Source organism: Gangjinia marincola, assembly GCF_039523415.1.
In the GTDB taxonomy this organism is placed as follows: domain Bacteria; phylum Bacteroidota; class Bacteroidia; order Flavobacteriales; family Flavobacteriaceae; genus Gangjinia; species Gangjinia marincola.
Genome location: NZ_BAAAFG010000015.1, coordinates 621,785 through 636,899 on the forward strand (window position 1 = coordinate 621,785; position 15,115 = coordinate 636,899).

18 protein-coding genes are annotated in these 15,115 nt (G+C 36.8%); 13 read left to right on the forward strand and 5 right to left on the reverse strand.

Annotated elements, in window-relative coordinates; all coding sequences use genetic code 11:
• The 12 genes from ABD000_RS10600 to ABD000_RS10655 all read left to right on the forward strand — a co-directional run bounded on the left by ABD000_RS10600 (position 1) and on the right by ABD000_RS10655 (position 8,979).
• A complete protein-coding gene (locus ABD000_RS10600; protein ID WP_343767137.1) occupies positions 1 to 375 on the forward strand; it encodes a hypothetical protein in 375 nt (124 codons plus the stop codon).
• Positions 376 to 668: 293 nt separating this feature from the next.
• Positions 669 to 2,465, forward strand: a complete 1,797-nt coding sequence (locus ABD000_RS10605; RefSeq protein WP_343767141.1) for a tetratricopeptide repeat protein — start codon at positions 669 to 671, stop codon at positions 2,463 to 2,465.
• A gap of 8 nt (positions 2,466 to 2,473) precedes the next feature.
• Complete coding sequence (locus ABD000_RS10610; protein WP_343767144.1) at positions 2,474 to 2,785, forward strand: DUF4286 family protein; 312 nt, start codon at positions 2,474 to 2,476, stop codon at positions 2,783 to 2,785.
• A 1-nt stretch (position 2,786) separates the two neighbouring features.
• Positions 2,787 to 3,665 (forward strand): 16S rRNA (adenine(1518)-N(6)/adenine(1519)-N(6))-dimethyltransferase RsmA, encoded by an 879-nt coding sequence (gene rsmA, locus ABD000_RS10615; RefSeq protein WP_343767147.1) that lies wholly within the window; start codon positions 2,787 to 2,789, stop codon positions 3,663 to 3,665.
• A complete protein-coding gene (gene mgtE, locus ABD000_RS10620) occupies positions 3,646 to 4,995 on the forward strand; it encodes a magnesium transporter (protein ID WP_343767150.1) in 1,350 nt (449 codons plus the stop codon). Before rsmA ends, mgtE begins: the two co-directional genes overlap by 20 nt.
• A gap of 9 nt (positions 4,996 to 5,004) precedes the next feature.
• Complete coding sequence (locus tag ABD000_RS10625; protein ID WP_343767152.1) at positions 5,005 to 5,958, forward strand: 2-hydroxyacid dehydrogenase; 954 nt, start codon at positions 5,005 to 5,007, stop codon at positions 5,956 to 5,958.
• A 227-nt stretch (positions 5,959 to 6,185) separates the two neighbouring features.
• The gene (locus tag ABD000_RS10630; protein WP_343767155.1) at positions 6,186 to 6,788 is read left to right on the forward strand and encodes a MarR family winged helix-turn-helix transcriptional regulator; all 603 of its coding nucleotides are present in this window, start codon (positions 6,186 to 6,188) and stop codon (positions 6,786 to 6,788) included.
• Complete coding sequence (locus ABD000_RS10635) at positions 6,789 to 7,244, forward strand: DUF1801 domain-containing protein (RefSeq protein ID WP_343767158.1); 456 nt, start codon at positions 6,789 to 6,791, stop codon at positions 7,242 to 7,244.
• A 3-nt stretch (positions 7,245 to 7,247) separates the two neighbouring features.
• Positions 7,248 to 7,634 (forward strand): VOC family protein, encoded by a 387-nt coding sequence (locus ABD000_RS10640; RefSeq protein ID WP_343767160.1) that lies wholly within the window; start codon positions 7,248 to 7,250, stop codon positions 7,632 to 7,634.
• 84 nt (positions 7,635 to 7,718) lie between these two features.
• Complete coding sequence (locus ABD000_RS10645) at positions 7,719 to 8,042, forward strand: ArsR/SmtB family transcription factor (protein WP_343767163.1); 324 nt, start codon at positions 7,719 to 7,721, stop codon at positions 8,040 to 8,042.
• A 10-nt stretch (positions 8,043 to 8,052) separates the two neighbouring features.
• Positions 8,053 to 8,538, forward strand: coding sequence for a DUF6428 family protein (locus ABD000_RS10650; protein ID WP_343767166.1), 486 nt, complete (start codon positions 8,053 to 8,055; stop codon positions 8,536 to 8,538).
• A 9-nt stretch (positions 8,539 to 8,547) separates the two neighbouring features.
• Positions 8,548 to 8,979, forward strand: coding sequence for an arsenate reductase ArsC (locus tag ABD000_RS10655; protein WP_343767169.1), 432 nt, complete (start codon positions 8,548 to 8,550; stop codon positions 8,977 to 8,979).
• Here the strand turns inward: ABD000_RS10655 and ABD000_RS10660 are convergent.
• The 4 genes from ABD000_RS10660 to ABD000_RS10675 are packed head-to-tail and all read right to left on the reverse strand — an operon-like array spanning position 8,964 to position 13,547.
• Positions 8,964 to 9,968, reverse strand: coding sequence for a carboxypeptidase-like regulatory domain-containing protein (locus tag ABD000_RS10660; RefSeq protein ID WP_343767172.1), 1,005 nt, complete (start codon positions 9,966 to 9,968; stop codon positions 8,964 to 8,966). The two genes, ABD000_RS10655 and ABD000_RS10660, sit on opposite strands and share 16 nt — an antisense overlap.
• Positions 9,958 to 11,769: a GNAT family N-acyltransferase gene (locus tag ABD000_RS10665; protein ID WP_343767175.1), complete on the reverse strand. Its 1,812-nt coding sequence runs from the start codon at positions 11,767 to 11,769 to the stop codon at positions 9,958 to 9,960. The genes ABD000_RS10660 and ABD000_RS10665 overlap by 11 nt, the downstream gene beginning before the upstream one ends.
• Positions 11,770 to 11,817: 48 nt before the next feature.
• On the reverse strand, positions 11,818 to 13,068 hold the full coding sequence (locus ABD000_RS10670) for an aspartate kinase (RefSeq protein ID WP_343767177.1): 1,251 nt from the start codon (positions 13,066 to 13,068) through the stop codon (positions 11,818 to 11,820).
• Positions 13,068 to 13,547, reverse strand: a complete 480-nt coding sequence (locus ABD000_RS10675) for a GNAT family N-acetyltransferase (RefSeq protein ID WP_343767180.1) — start codon at positions 13,545 to 13,547, stop codon at positions 13,068 to 13,070. Before ABD000_RS10675 ends, ABD000_RS10670 begins: the two co-directional genes overlap by 1 nt.
• A gap of 112 nt (positions 13,548 to 13,659) precedes the next feature.
• Between ABD000_RS10675 and fbp the strand changes: the two genes are divergently transcribed.
• Positions 13,660 to 14,667, forward strand: a complete 1,008-nt coding sequence (gene fbp / locus ABD000_RS10680; protein ID WP_343767183.1) for a class 1 fructose-bisphosphatase — start codon at positions 13,660 to 13,662, stop codon at positions 14,665 to 14,667.
• An 8-nt stretch (positions 14,668 to 14,675) separates the two neighbouring features.
• Here the strand turns inward: fbp and ABD000_RS10685 are convergent, their stop codons facing one another.
• Positions 14,676 to 15,098, reverse strand: a complete 423-nt coding sequence (locus tag ABD000_RS10685; protein ID WP_343767185.1) for a TerB family tellurite resistance protein — start codon at positions 15,096 to 15,098, stop codon at positions 14,676 to 14,678.
• Positions 15,099 to 15,115 lie beyond the last annotated feature (17 nt).

Below are 15,115 nucleotides of genomic sequence, written 5' to 3' on the forward strand. Positions count from 1 at the left end.
ATGAAAACTCTTATAACAACCGTTCTTCTATCATTAATTTCATTTTCTTTTACTACAAAAAATCAAGATGATATTTTATCAGGTGAATGGCTTATCACAATTGACTCGCCACGAGGTGAAAAAACCACTGAGATTATCATCCTTAGAGATGAACATGGTAATTATACAGGTAAAGAAAAAGAATCTTATTTTGATATAATTGTTTCAAATGAGGGTCAAGTTTCATTTGATCGTATGGTGTCAACACCTATGGGTAAAATGAAAATGAAATTTGATGGGATTTTAAAAAATAATAAGATGTCTGGCACCTGTAAAGTACTTTCTGGGATCATGAAAAACAAAACTATGGACTGGCAAGCATCAAAGAAAAAGTAACTCAAAAAGTACTTTGACACATATATCCAACAATGGGGATCACTGGCATGTTGAGAATTCTATTCTTTGGGATAACTTATTCTATTTACTTTTGAGATAGGTATAAGATACATATATAAATTCTTACAACTATTTAATTAGTAAAGCAGGCATGTTAATTTTCCAACATATATAGTAAACCAAATTATAGACAACTTTAAGCAAGCTAATAATACGGTAAAAATTCTCAAAATTTCATCCGTTTACTCTTATTAATTAAATATCAAAGTAAATAGCATAATCATTATATTTACATGATGTTAAGAGTCCTGCTTATAGTTCTGTTTTTCTTTGTTGTAAATGTACTGCAATCACAGTCTATTGACCTTGCCAAAAACTATTTTGATCAGGGAGAATATGAGAAAGCATTAACAACGTATCAGGGGTTGTATAAAGAGAAAAAGACTTCGGTGGCATTCAACGGAATTATTTCTTCTTATCAACAATTAGAACAGTTCAATGCGGCAGAAGTATTACTTCAGGAACAAATAAAAAAGCGACCTAATGTTGGTCAATATTATATTGAGTTGGGACGAAATTACTTGCTACAGGATAACGTAAAAGAGGCACAACCATACTTTGAGAGTGCCCTTGAAATACTTAAAGAAAAACCTTATTCTGCCTATGGTATTGGTAAAGCTTTTACAGACTATAACTTGCTGGATTATGCAATACGGGCGTATGAATTTGGCCAGGAACTCAATCCTAAGTCAAATTTTGATATTCAGTTAGCCAATATTTATGGCGAACAGGGTAAACTTGAAAAGATGTTTGATAGTTATCTGTCATTGATGACCAAAAACCCTTCGTACCAAAGCACAGTATATCGCAACTTTAGTCAGTTTATTAAAGATGATCCTCAGGCTCAAGCTAATATAACTCTTAAAAATGCAGTGCTTAAGCGGTTACAGGATTCTCCTGATTTGTTGTATAATGAAATTTTAAGCTGGCTGTATTCACAACAAAAAGAATTTAACAAGGCTCTGCTTCAGGAGAAGGCCATCTTTATGCGAAATCAAGATACGGGGTTAGAACGTATTATTCAATTAGCATTAACTGCTTATACTGAAAATGATAGTGAAGTTGCGATTAAATCCTTAGAATTTATCATTAATAAGGCACAACTCATTGAAACTAAATTAAGAGCGCACCAATTAATGTTAGAGGTTAAAGTAGGAAATGCAACGATAAAAGAATATGATAAAATTGCAGGAGAATATCAGTCTTTATTAGATCGTTTTGAGAATGACTTCGAAACAGCATACATTCAATTAGATTATGCTGATTTCATGGCATTTAAACAAGGTGAGGTAGATGAAGCAATTGACGATTTGAGAGCCTTACAGAAACGTATTGAAAATAGGACAAGCAGCTATCTTAAAGCACGAATCAAGATGAAGCTGGCAGATATTTTAGTATTAAAAGAACGATTTAATGAGGCACTTATTTATTACACACAAGTACAAACGTTGGTGAAAAATGATGAATTATCTCAACAAGCAAGATATAACGTAGCTCAAACAAGTTATTACAAGGGTGATTTTGAATGGGCGCTCACTCAATTAGATGTGTTAAAATCATCAACATCTCAGCTTATTGCCAATGATGCCATGCAATTAAGTTTATTGATAAGAGATAATTCATTGGAGGACAGCACGCAGACCGCTTTAAAAAAGTATGCTAAAGCAGATTTGTTAACTTATCAGAATAAACAGGAGGATGCACTCGTACATTTAAACAAGATTTTAGCAGATCATAAGGGAGAACGAATAGAGGATGAGGTATTGCTTAAACAAGGTCAGATTTATGCAATAAGGAAAGAATATAACGCTGCCGCGGAAAATTTTGAAAAAATAATTGAGTTTTTTCCTGAAGATATCCTTACAGATGATGCACTTTTTAACGCGGCCGAAATCTATGAATTACATCTTGATAATCCCGTAAAAGCCAAACAGTATTACGAACAACTCATTTTCAATCATGCTGATAGTATCTTTTTTGTAGAAGCCAGAAAACGCTATCGCAGATTACGCGGGGATGATATCAAATAGTTTTATTCATGATCATATATAATGTTACCATCAATATTGATGAAGATGCACATGACGAGTGGCTGGCATGGATGAAACAGGAACATATCCCACAGATGTTGGCCACCAAAAAATTTATTAAAGCTTTAATGTCAAAAGTTCTAGTCGAAGAAGAAATGGGCGGCGTAACCTATTCAGTCCAATATACTGCCAAAAGCAGAGCAGATTTAGAAGCCTATTATAAAGAGGATGCCATCTTGTTAAGAAGTAAAAGTGCTCCATTTGAAGGTAAATTCGTCGCGTTTAGAACAGAACTTGAAATTGTAAGTGAACAAGCGTAAGATGGGATACAGCTCAAAGAAGAAACATAAAAAATACGAGAAGTATTCAGTTAAAAAGCCAGCAGATCAAAGTGGCGTAAAAGCAAAAAAACACCTGGGACAGCATTTTTTAACCGATGAATCTATTGCGAAACAAATAGCAGATACACTTACGCTTCAGGGATATGAGCATGTGATTGAAATTGGACCAGGTACCGGAGTGTTAACCAAGCATCTTTTGCAAAAAGACCTCAAGCTAGTAGCAATGGATGTCGATACAGAATCAATCGTCTACCTTAATCATAGTTTTCCGCTAGAACATCCTAAACTCATCAAAGAGAATAATTTTATCGTTCTGGAAGCAGATTTTTTGAGTGTTGATTTAAACAGTATGATTGACGGAGAGCCTTTTGCGATCATTGGAAACTTTCCGTACAACATTTCAACTCAGATTGTCTTTAAACTCTTAGAACATAAAGAGCGTGTTCCAGAGTTTAGCGGAATGTTTCAAAAAGAAGTTGCCAAGCGTATTTGCGAAAAGGAAGGTAGCAAAACCTACGGAATCCTATCAGTTTTAGTACAAGCATTTTATGAGGCAGAATACCTTTTTACAGTACATCCGCAAGTATTTAATCCTCCACCAAAGATACAAAGCGGAGTGATCAGGCTCACTAGAAAAGATCAATTGGATCTTGGGTGTGACGAACGATTATTTTTTAGGGTAGTAAAGCAAGCGTTTCAACAACGCAGAAAAACCTTGCGCAATAGCTTAAAAGTGTTTCAATTATCAGATAATCTTAAAGAAGATACTATCTTTGATGCACGACCAGAACAGCTGAGCGTAGCTCAATTTATTTCGCTTACTAAAAAAATAGAAAGCAATGACCTTTCAACTCACTGATGAGCTTCTAGAGAATATCACCTCGCTTATAAACCTGCAAAACGATAGAGAACTTACAACTCTTTTTGAAGAATATCATTTTGCAGATATCGCAGAGATTATCGACGATCTTACCCTGGATCAGGCGACTTATTTGATTAAATTACTCGATAGCCAGCGTACATCTGATATTTTGATGGAGTTAGAAGAAGAGGTGCGTGAGCGAATTTTGGATAATCTTTCTGCCAAAGAAATTGCTGAAGAGGTCGAAGAAATGGACTCTGATGATGCAGCAGATGTCATAAGCGAACTCCCAAGCAATCGCGTTGAGAATGTTATTTCTCAAATTGAAGATGAGGATCGCGCTAAGGACATTGTAGAGCTGTTAAGTTATGAAGAGAATTCTGCAGGGGGACTAATGGCTAAAGAATTAGTACGAGTAAGAGAAACCTGGACGGTAGCCGGTTGCGTAAGAAAAATGCGTTCGCAGGCAAAGAATGTTACTCGGGTTCATTCTGTCTATGTAGTGGATAAGCACGATAAACTCATTGGCCGATTATCATTAAAGGATTTATTAACTTCAGACACTGCAACAAAAATTTCAGAGATCTACATTCCTAAAGTAGATTTTGTTAATGTGCATACCGAAGCCGAAGAAGTTGCCCGTATCATGCAAAAATATGATTTAGAGGCCATTCCCGTAGTAGATGACCTCAATCGCCTGGTGGGCCGGGTCACGATTGATGATATCTTGGATTTTATACGGGATGAAGCCGAAAAGGATTACCAAATGGCCGCAGGTCTGTCTCAAGATGTAGAGGCAGATGATAGCATTTTACGCCATACCAGAGCACGCCTACCTTGGTTAGTATTAGGATTGTTAGGTGGTTTAGGGGCGGCCATGATTATGGGTAGCTTTGAGGATATCCTTGAAAATTACACGATCCTTTTCTTTTTTACTCCTTTAATTGCTGCAATGGCAGGGAATGTTGGGGTGCAATCCAGTGCAATTATAGTTCAGGGATTAGCAAACGATGACCTTAAAGAAAGTTTGGTGAACCGCTTATTAAAAGAAATGTTATTGGCCTTACTCAATGGGGTGATACTTGCCATTCTCCTTTTAGGTTTTACGTATATGTGGAAAGGCGATTTCTTAACAGCCTTGGCCATCTCTCTGTCATTGATCATTGTTATCGTAGTGGCGGGATTAGTAGGTACATTTGTGCCGTTATTTCTTCATAAAAGGGACATCGATCCTGCGATTGCCACTGGACCCTTCATCACAACCAGCAATGACATCTTTGGAATTTTGATTTACTTCTATATTGCAAAAATGGTGTTGGGAATTTAGTTTTCTACTATGAAAATACTACACCTAGATAAAAATCACCCACTATTAATTGACCAACTCGATCAAGCTGGTTTTCAAAACGATGAAGACTATACGTCAACCAAAGCTGAGATTGAGGATAAGATTATGCAGTATGATGGGATCGTAATACGCAGCAGATTCCCAGTTGATCGATCATTTTTAGAGAAAGCAACATCCTTAAAGTTTATTGGTCGAGTAGGCGCAGGTTTAGAAAATATTGATACGGCCTTCGCGGAAGAAAGAAATATTCAATTGTTCAATGCTCCTGAAGGTAACCGAAACGCAGTTGGCGAACATGCCTTGGGAATGCTTCTCTCACTACTAAATAAACTCAATAGCGCAAATCATAAGGTTCGGGAGGGAATTTGGGATAGAGAAGGAAACCGCGGAATTGAACTGGAAGGAAAAACCATTGGCATTATTGGCTATGGTAACATGGGTAATGCCTTTGCGAAAAAACTACAAGGATTTGATGTAGATGTCCTATGCTATGACATTCAAAAAGATGTAGGTAATGAATTCGCCAGACAAGTTAATCTTGTTGAACTACAACAAAAAGCAGATGTAATAAGCCTGCATACGCCACTTACGAATCTAACCATAGGCCTTATCAATAATGAGTTTATAGCGAAGATGAAAAAAAAATTTTGGCTCATCAACACTGCGAGAGGAAAAAGTGTAGTAACAAAAGACTTAGTAAATGCACTTAAAAGCAGAAAAATATTAGGAGCAGGATTAGATGTGCTTGAATACGAAACATCTTCATTTGAGAATTTTTTTAAAGAAGGAGAAGCAATTTATCTTCCGGAAGCCTTTAATTATTTGTTAAAGGCAGAGAATGTAATTTTATCTCCCCATGTAGCAGGTTGGACGGTAGAAAGTAAAGTAAAATTAGCACAGACAATTGTTAATAAGATCGTGAAATCTTTTCCGAAGGCATAAAAAAAAGATGCTTTTCATATAGTTAGTACTCCTAATAACATATAATTTGTGACGTATGTTGCTGAAATTAAAATAGTTGAAACTATTTAAGAGTAATTACTTATGGTTTTAACGAACTACATCGATTTCGATAAAATACAGATATACTGGGATGAGCTGTAAATAGGTAGTAAAACTAACCAATGGATTATTTAGTAATTTTAAATGTATAACTAACTGAATCATATATGGTAAACGTTTACGATCTAGATCAACAGCAAAGTTCATTGGATGCAAAAATTTTCATTGCTCTAGAAAACATTTTTGAAGCCTATAAATCATTGTTATGGCGAACCAGTGAAAAATTAAACCTTAGTCCCACCCAAATAAGAACAGTACTGTTCATTAAATACCACGATATTGAGATGGCGACCGTGGGATACCTTTCAAAAGAGTTTAATGTGTCCAAGGCAACAATGAGCGATACAGTAAAAACGCTTATTAAAAAAGATCTGTTGTATAAAGTGACAGATAAAAATGACGCCCGCAGATTTAGACTGCATCTCACCAAAAAAGGAGAGCAGCTTTCTTATGACTTAAATGATTACGCAGCCCCTCTTGCGCGTAGTGTTGCAAAGATGGATGTTACCTATAAAGAAGTTGTTTTTGACGGACTAATGAATGTTGTTGAAAAACTACAAAAGACAGAGGTGACCTCAAAGAGTAGAATGTGTAAGAATTGTGCGATGTTTAGGTATTCTGACATACGTTCATTTTGTATGCAATATCATAAACCCATGCAAAAGGAAGAGCTACGTATGGATTGTCCAGATTTTAAACTAGCAACTTAATTGGCAACAAAAATCACATCGGTAGAGGACTACGTTAAGACACTTTCTGCAGACCGGAAAGAGGTTGTAGAGAATTTATGTGATCTTTTCAAAAGAAATTTGCCTTCGGGATTTGAAGAACAATTAAGCTATGGAATGATAGGATTTGTGGTGCCTAAATCCATTTATCCGGCAGGGTATCATGTAAATCCTGATCTTCCCTTACCTTTCATCAATATTGCTTCTCAAAAAAACTACATCGCAATTTATCACAACGGACTCTATGCAGATCAAGAGCTATTGGAATGGTTTAAAAGACAATACATCCGGCAAGTAACCCGTAAACTGGATATGGGTAAAAGTTGCATTCGATTTAAAAAAATGGATCAAATACCTTATCAGCTTTTAAAAGAATTAGCTCAGCAGATGACGGCAGATGAATGGATTAAACTCTACGAAAAGAATATCAAAAAATAAATTATGAAAAAAAGAGTAACAGGACTGGGCGGCTTCTTTTTTAAAAGCAATCAACCAAAAGAACTTAAAGAATGGTATGGTAAGCATCTGGGATTACCGGTAGATGAATATGGCGCTACTTTTTGGTGGAAAGACAAAGAAGGAAATGAGGCTTCTACGCAGTGGAGTGTATTTGATCGGGATACAACTTATTTGGAACCTAGTAAAAAAGAATTCATGATGAATTTTAGGGTAGAGAATCTTACAGAACTCATGAGTATTCTCAAAGCAGAAGGAGTCCAACAAGTTGGAACAATTAAAGAATATAGCTATGGAAAATTTGGTTGGATAATGGATCCAGATGGGAATAAAATTGAACTATGGGAACCTATAGACGAGGAGCTAAAATAGGTGAAATACTTTTATTTATTTGTATCATCGTAATATTGCAATATTACGATGATATGATTATCTTTGAATTATTAAACTAAAATTTTGGGAGCCACAAAACATAATATCTATACAAAAGAAACGAATCACTTAGCAGCGATTGCTAAAGTACTGGCTCATCCTGCTCGTATTGAAATCCTTAATTATATTAGCAAGCAACCTGAATGTATTTGCACCGATATTTCTGAAGAGATTGGTCTTTCACAACCTACTACTTCACAGCATCTTCAAGTCATGCGAAGAGCAGGTATTTTAAAAGGGAAGTTTGAAGGTAAGAGTTTTTCGTATTGTATAGACCTTCAGGAATTGACAAGATTTCAAGAATCATTACATAAATTTTTCACCTCCACAGCAGCGAAATGCTGTTAATTTTTATACTATGTCAACAAGAGAATTTTTGGATTTATTAAAGGAACATCAGGGTAAATCATTACTGTTTGAGTATCAGCCCAATCTATATGTTGGAGCCAATTACCATATCACTGAAATAAAAAATACTCGGATTGACGCAGTTAATTGTGGGGGAGAGGCAGAGCAGTGGAATGAAACCATTATCCAATTGTGGGAAAGTCCGGAAGATAAAGAAACTAATACCCACATGACCGCATACAAAGCCTTGGGAATCTTGACTAAAGTAGACCAGATTAGAACCATGGATCGCAATGCCGAGGTGAAATTTGAGTACAGTAATGCTGATTTTCACACATCGATCATGCCTGTTCAAAAAATCGCTTCTGCCGAAGGAAAATTAATTATTCAGCTTCACACAAAGGCTACCGACTGTAAAGCCAAAGAGGCCTGTGGAATCCCTGAAGCAACTTTACAAGCAGAAAATGCGTGTGCTCCCGGTAGTGGCTGCTGCTAAAACAATACAATGAAAAAAAGCATTTTAGTCCTTTGTACGGGTAATAGCTGTCGCAGCCAAATGGCCCACGGCTATTTTAATCACTTTTTAGGAGATAAAGCTAACATCTATAGTGCAGGCATAGAAACCCACGGGCTCAATCCAGGTGCGGTCGCGATCATGAAAAGGGATAATATAGATATCTCTGCACATACGTCAAATCATGTAGATGAATACAAGGATGTAAATTTTGATTATATCCTTACCGTTTGTGATCATGCCAATGAAAACTGCCCTTTCATTCCGTCAAAAAAAGCCGTAAGACTACATCATAATTTTAGTGATCCATCAAAGGTAAAAGGGACCAGAGAAGAGATTGAACAGGCTTTTAAGGTAACTAGAGATCAAATAAAGCGTTATGTTGAAAATTTTGCACAAGAGTATTCTCAATCCACCTTGTAATCTGAGGGTAACATTGTACCCACTCCTTCTAATCCAAAAACGCCGCTATACATAATTGCTCCGTAAGGAATAAAAAGTCCCGTCGAATCAATATAAAAGTGATCAATACCTGGATTTTTGATAATCATTGATTGATCAGATAAAGAGTTATACACTATCGTTAACTTGTCTACCAGCATACTGATCTTGGTCAAACCATTTTCTTCATTGGAGATATTATAGTAGCGATAAGGCATGGTCTCAAATCCTTTATGAAAGGTTCTAAATTTTTCTTCAGCTATTTTTTTGTCTCTTAGTGCCCTTAGATAATGCATGGATGAACCTAAATAGGTGTTTTTTCTGTTTTTGATGTATTTCTTTCTGGTTTTCTCAAAAGGATTAAAGAAGCTTGTTCCGGAAAAAAAGGACTGCTTTTTCATGATTAATCCCATCTCTGTAGTAGTATAAAGGACTTCAAAGTCTTGCAAATTAAATGAAACCTTATACCCCAGATGTTTATTCTCTATAAGAATAGGTTCATCACACCAGGCATATAATGTTTGATTTGATGGACTAAACTTTAATTCTACCTTTTCTAAATTTAGGATGGTACATTCTTGAGAAGCGATGGTTTTACCTAAAAATTCTTTTTTGAACTGTTTTTCTTTACGTTCTCTGGACCAGGGATCAGCTTCGATCACTACATCCATTAGTTTTTCTCTGGATTCTATTAGGTAAACGTCAAAGGGGTTATTGGGTATAGCCTCTTGCTCAAATAGTTTAGGAGAATATCCTGTGTAGCTAATAATCAGCGGAGCGATACCATTGATTTTTTTTATTTCAAAATAACCTTCTGGATTTGTAATCACTCCGGTTGTTGTTCCATCATAGTACACCGAAACATCCTGTAAGGGCTCTTTGGTTAGGGCATCAAAAACGCGTCCTTTGATCGCTTGGGCCTGAGACAAAAGTGTACAAAGAAATAGAAGGACAAAGAATTTAGCGCTCATTTTTTTCCATCATCTTTCGCTCAATTTCTGCCTGAAACTCTTCCATCACGGGTTTTACAGTACCTTCGGGTAAGTCGGCTATTTTGATGTACATCAACCCATCTACAGAATTATTAAAATGGGGATCAACATTAAACGCAACTACCCGGGCATTCTGCTTTACATACTTTTTTAAAAGTACAGGCATACGTAAAGAACCAGGTTCTATCTCGTCAATAATCTTATCAAATTTGCCTAAATCTGCTTTTGTTTCGTCAAAAACAAAATCTTTGTCGGCATCATTTAATTTTACTTTAAATTCTTTTTTAGGTCGTACATACTGTGCCACAAAAGGATCGTAATAATGAGACATCATAAATTCAATCATCAGGGATTTTGAAAATGCCGAAAATTTATCGCTAATACTTACTCCGCCGATTAAATATTGATGAGAGGGAAAACGCAATGTACAATGCACGATGCCTTTCCAAAGCAGGAAAAGTGGTAAAGGCTTTTGTTGATATTCATTGATGATAAACGCTCTACCCATCTCAATGGATTGACTCATCATTCTATACAGTTCTGGTTCAAACCGAAACAATTCTTGCAGATAAAATCCGTCAATCCCGTGGGTTGCGAATATTTCTTCCCCCATCCCCATACGATAAGCACCGGCGATTTTATGCGCTTCATTATCCCACAAGAACATATGGTGATAGTAGTCATCAAATTTATCCAGATCAATGGGTTTATTACTTCCCTCGCCAATCGCCCTAAAAGTGATCTCCCGTAGCCGGCCAATTTCTCTTAAGATATTTGGAATAGTTTCCTTTTTAGCCAAAAAGACTTCGTAATTTTTTGTTTCTAACAATCGCTTGTCATTGTTTCGGCAAAATTCGATTTCGGTGCGCATAGAAGACTCTTCCGTTTCACCGGCAATTTTCTTAGGCGTTTTTGAGATCTTCAGATTCTTTGGAATCGTCTTGATTAAACTCTGTTTCTTGTCATAGGTATTTCGAAGCATGTAGGTTTTCTTCCGAAGGAAATCAGTGAATTCTTCCAAACTTTCATGTTCCTTTTGGTCCTTAGGTAAAATAGGTCGACCAATACGTATGTTGATTTTTCGATTTTTCTGCGTAAGCATCTCCCGGGGCAGTTGGGCAGTTCTAAATATTCCGCTTAACGCGGAAAGGCGATAGAAAAGTTTACTATTTCTCGCATGAAAGTAGATTGGAATTACCGGGACATCAGCTTTTTGAATTAATCGCATTGCCGAAGCCTCCCAAGGCCGATCCACAATAAGCTTTCCTTCTTTATGAGTAGAAACCTCACCTGCCGGAAAAATCCCCAATGCGTGTCCTTGTTTTAGATGCGTAATAGCTTCTTTTAATCCCTGTAAACTTGATTTAGCCTCTTTGTGATCTTCAAAAGGATTCACAGGCATAACATAAGGTTTGATCGGCTCTACCCGATGCAATAAAAAGTTTGCGATTACCTTAAAGTCCTTTCGTTTCTCCAGCAGTATTTTCAGGAGAATAATTCCGTCAATCCCTCCTAAAGGGTGATTGGAAATCGTGATAAACGGACCTTCTTTTGGAATGCGCTTTAAATCTTCTTCAGGGATTTCGTATTCTACCTCAAAGCGGTTGAGGAGTGATGTGAGAAAGTCTTCTGCATTTAGTTTTTTTCGGGTTTCATATACGTTGTTTAGTGCAGAGAGCTTGGTGGCTTTTAAAAGTAATTTTCCTATACCACGTCCTAATGCCCCCAGTTTATCTAACTTGAGAACATGAGCGACCTCCTGTGCATTTACAAATCCCATACGTACCTTATTCACACAAAGATAAAAAACCTAAGTTGCAAGTGTTAACTATTCTTTTATCACTAGTTGAATAGTTTCTTGTGTAAGCTGTTTTAATAAAACTTCTTTTCCCGATTCAATAGTGTCAATGGCATCCTGCGTAAAGTGTCGTATAGTATAAAGACTAACATCTTTAGTAAATGTTACTTTAAACTTTGCTTTTAGGTGATTGATTAATTTTTCTAATAAATTGAATCTATTATCTATACAAATTGAAAAGCTGATCGCAGAGTTTTGAATAAGATCCACCTTAATTTGATATTTATGAAACAGACTAAAAATCTCACTGATATTATCTTCTACGATAAACGAAAAATCAAGAGAAGATAATGAGATCAGCACCTGAGCCTTTTTAACGATAAAACAAGGAATCAACGGGTCAATCACCTGTCCTTTACTTACAGCTGTCCCCGGGTTTTCGGGATGTAAAAATGACTTTACGTATAGTGGAATCTCCTTACGCTGCAAAGGCTGTAATGTTTTAGGGTGAATGACAGATGCCCCGTAAAAAGCTAGTTCAATAGCTTCTTCATAGGATATTTGATGTAGCAATTGGGTATCCTTAAACACCCTGGGATCTCCATTAAGAACACCGGGCACGTCTTTCCAAATAGTGACATCATTCGCATTAAGGCAGTAAGCAAATATCGCAGCGGTGTAATCACTCCCTTCCCGGCCAAGTGTGGTGGTAAAGTTATTTTGTTGGGATCCAATAAAACCTTGGGTGATCGTAAGCGTATCCCTTGCGTCTATAGTTTGAATCGCTTCATAACTACCTTCCCAGTCTACATTTGCATCTCTATAGACATCATTTGTTTTCACATATTCACGGGCATCAATCCAGTGGTTTTTGATGTCATGAAGACTAAGAAATTCGCTAATGATCGTTGTACTAATCAATTCACCAAAACAAATGATTTGATCGTAAACAAAATCATAGGTGGTCGATTTATTCCAGGATAAAAAGTGTAAAAGACCATCAAACCAGGTGGCTACTTTTTGATGGATTTCATGACCTTTAGGAAAAAGCTCATCAATAATACCCTCGTGATATGTAATCACTTCTTGAAGCGCCTGTTTTTCAGATCCTTTTTGATTGAGGTAATCCTGAATAACACGTTCCAGTGCATTGGTTGTTTTACCCATAGCAGAAACAACGACTAACTTATTTTTAGGTCCTGTTTTTCGCAAGACAGTAAGGACATTCCTAACAGCGCTAGCATCTTTTACTGATGCTCCGCCAAATTTAAATACATTCATCAATTTGAACTTAGGTAATAAGAAATTTGTTGTTCACTCATTTGGACAGTGTACCAATCTTTAAGCACATTGGCACCACTTTTTTTATAAAAATTTATTGCAGGTGTATTCCAGTCTAATACTACCCATTCTACGCGGCGTACTCCCTCATTCTTGGCATATTCCAGTACACGTTTATATAGAGCTACTCCTAATCCTTTTCTGCGCCAGTCTTTGTGAACAATGAGGTCTTCCAGATGTACGGTTTTACCCTTCCAAGTAGAGAATCTAAAATAAACCAGCGCCATACCATGAATTGAATTATTGACCTCTGCAACAAAACAAGTAAATTGTGGGGAATCCCCAAAGCCCGCCTGTTCTAATTCTTTAAGCGTAACCTCAACAGCCCCTGGTTCTTTCTCAAAATCAGCTAGTTGCTGAATTAGCTCAAGAACAGCAGGCACGTCATTTACAGTTGCTTTTCGTATAATAAAATCCATGAAATTAATTTGAGGTAAAAATAGGCATTGAATTTTAATTAGAATCTTTACGAAAACGTTATAGTTCTTCTTTATTTTGATATTTTTGCGGCTCAAACCTCAAATCAACCACATGTCATCAAAAGTGCAAACCTTAGGAGAATTTATCATAGGGAATCAATCAGAATTTGCCTACTCTACAGGAGAGCTATCTCGTCTTATCAATTCCATTCGGTTGGCCGCTAAGGTGGTAAATCACGAAGTAAACAAGGCCGGCTTAGTGGATATTACCGGCGCAGTTGGTGACACCAATATTCAGGGAGAAGAGCAGCAAAAACTGGATGTGTATGCCAATGAAAAATTCATTCAAACCCTCACGAACAGAGAAATTGTCTGCGGAATAGCTTCAGAAGAGGAAGACGATTTCATTACGATTAAAGGGCATAACAAAGATCATCAAAATAAATATGTCGTACTGATAGATCCGCTGGATGGAAGCTCAAATATCGATGTAAATATTTCAGTAGGGACAATATTTTCAATTTATCGTAGGATTACACCCGAAGGAACACCTGTAACTTTAAAAGATTTTCTCCAACCCGGAAGAAATCAAGTTGCCGCGGGCTATATTATGTACGGGACAAGTACCATGATGGTTTATACTACAGGACATGGAGTGAATGGCTTTACCCTAAATCCGGCAATTGGAACCTATTATCTTTCACATCCAAATATAAAACTGGCAGAAACCGGTAAAATCTATTCGATTAATGAGGGGAATTACATTAAATTTCCGCAAGGAGTAAAAAATTATTTAAAATACTGTCAGTTAGAAGAAGAGGATCGCCCCTACACATCACGTTATATTGGATCGCTGGTAGCAGATATCCACCGCAACATGCTAAAAGGAGGTATTTACATTTATCCAGAAACTTCTACCGCACCAAATGGAAAATTGCGATTGCTGTACGAATGTAATCCCATGGCGATGATTGTGGAGCAGGCCGGGGGTAAGGCTAGCGATGGCTTCACTAGAATACTAGACATTCAACCCACAGAACTTCACCAGCGCGTACCGTTCTTCTGCGGAAGCAAAAAAATGGTCGAAAAAGCAGAAGAATTTATGCAGAAAGAGGGTTAGTGAATTGCTTACCGATTCAACAAATACTCGTAATCTTCAAAACTTAAGTGCCCGCTCATAATATCTACAGACCGTTTAATTATTTTAACAGCTTCATCATCGCTAAAACCAAGGCCGATGGCATATTTGCTCACCAAATTCAATTCTTCATCATCAATTTCGCGATCAGCAAAAATGATTTTAAATAAATCGTGTAAACGCTCCAGGCGTTTTTGCTTGCTATCTGGCGGATTGATGGGATAGCCTTCAGGATTTTTAAGGATCTTTTTATACTCTTCTACACTAATATCTAAGCGTCTTGAAAATCTTCCCAGCAATGCGAATTCTTCTTCATTAAGATCACCATCAACAATCGCTAAGCGCACAATAGAGGCAAAGTGACTTACGTTTCGGGTGTGTTCACCGCTACCAAATAAATCTGAAAATGACATGTATATAAATTTAAGTG

Coding starts and splice junctions, on each gene's coding strand:
- ABD000_RS10630 (WP_343767155.1), top strand. CDS start 6,186: ATGGTAAACGTTTACGATCTAGATCAACAGCAAAGTTCATTGGATGCA.
- mgtE (WP_343767150.1), top strand. CDS start 3,646: ATGACCTTTCAACTCACTGATGAGCTTCTAGAGAATATCACCTCGCTT.
- ABD000_RS10655 (WP_343767169.1), top strand. CDS start 8,548: ATGAAAAAAAGCATTTTAGTCCTTTGTACGGGTAATAGCTGTCGCAGC.
- ABD000_RS10600 (WP_343767137.1), top strand. CDS start 1: ATGAAAACTCTTATAACAACCGTTCTTCTATCATTAATTTCATTTTCT.
- ABD000_RS10610 (WP_343767144.1), top strand. CDS start 2,474: ATGATCATATATAATGTTACCATCAATATTGATGAAGATGCACATGAC.
- ABD000_RS10640 (WP_343767160.1), top strand. CDS start 7,248: ATGAAAAAAAGAGTAACAGGACTGGGCGGCTTCTTTTTTAAAAGCAAT.
- ABD000_RS10625 (WP_343767152.1), top strand. CDS start 5,005: ATGAAAATACTACACCTAGATAAAAATCACCCACTATTAATTGACCAA.
- ABD000_RS10660 (WP_343767172.1), bottom strand. CDS start 9,968: ATGAGCGCTAAATTCTTTGTCCTTCTATTTCTTTGTACACTTTTGTCT.
- rsmA (WP_343767147.1), top strand. CDS start 2,787: ATGGGATACAGCTCAAAGAAGAAACATAAAAAATACGAGAAGTATTCA.
- ABD000_RS10605 (WP_343767141.1), top strand. CDS start 669: ATGATGTTAAGAGTCCTGCTTATAGTTCTGTTTTTCTTTGTTGTAAAT.
- ABD000_RS10670 (WP_343767177.1), bottom strand. CDS start 13,068: ATGAATGTATTTAAATTTGGCGGAGCATCAGTAAAAGATGCTAGCGCT.
- ABD000_RS10650 (WP_343767166.1), top strand. CDS start 8,053: ATGTCAACAAGAGAATTTTTGGATTTATTAAAGGAACATCAGGGTAAA.
- ABD000_RS10685 (WP_343767185.1), bottom strand. CDS start 15,098: ATGTCATTTTCAGATTTATTTGGTAGCGGTGAACACACCCGAAACGTA.
- ABD000_RS10665 (WP_343767175.1), bottom strand. CDS start 11,769: ATGGGATTTGTAAATGCACAGGAGGTCGCTCATGTTCTCAAGTTAGAT.
- fbp (WP_343767183.1), top strand. CDS start 13,660: ATGTCATCAAAAGTGCAAACCTTAGGAGAATTTATCATAGGGAATCAA.
- ABD000_RS10675 (WP_343767180.1), bottom strand. CDS start 13,547: ATGGATTTTATTATACGAAAAGCAACTGTAAATGACGTGCCTGCTGTT.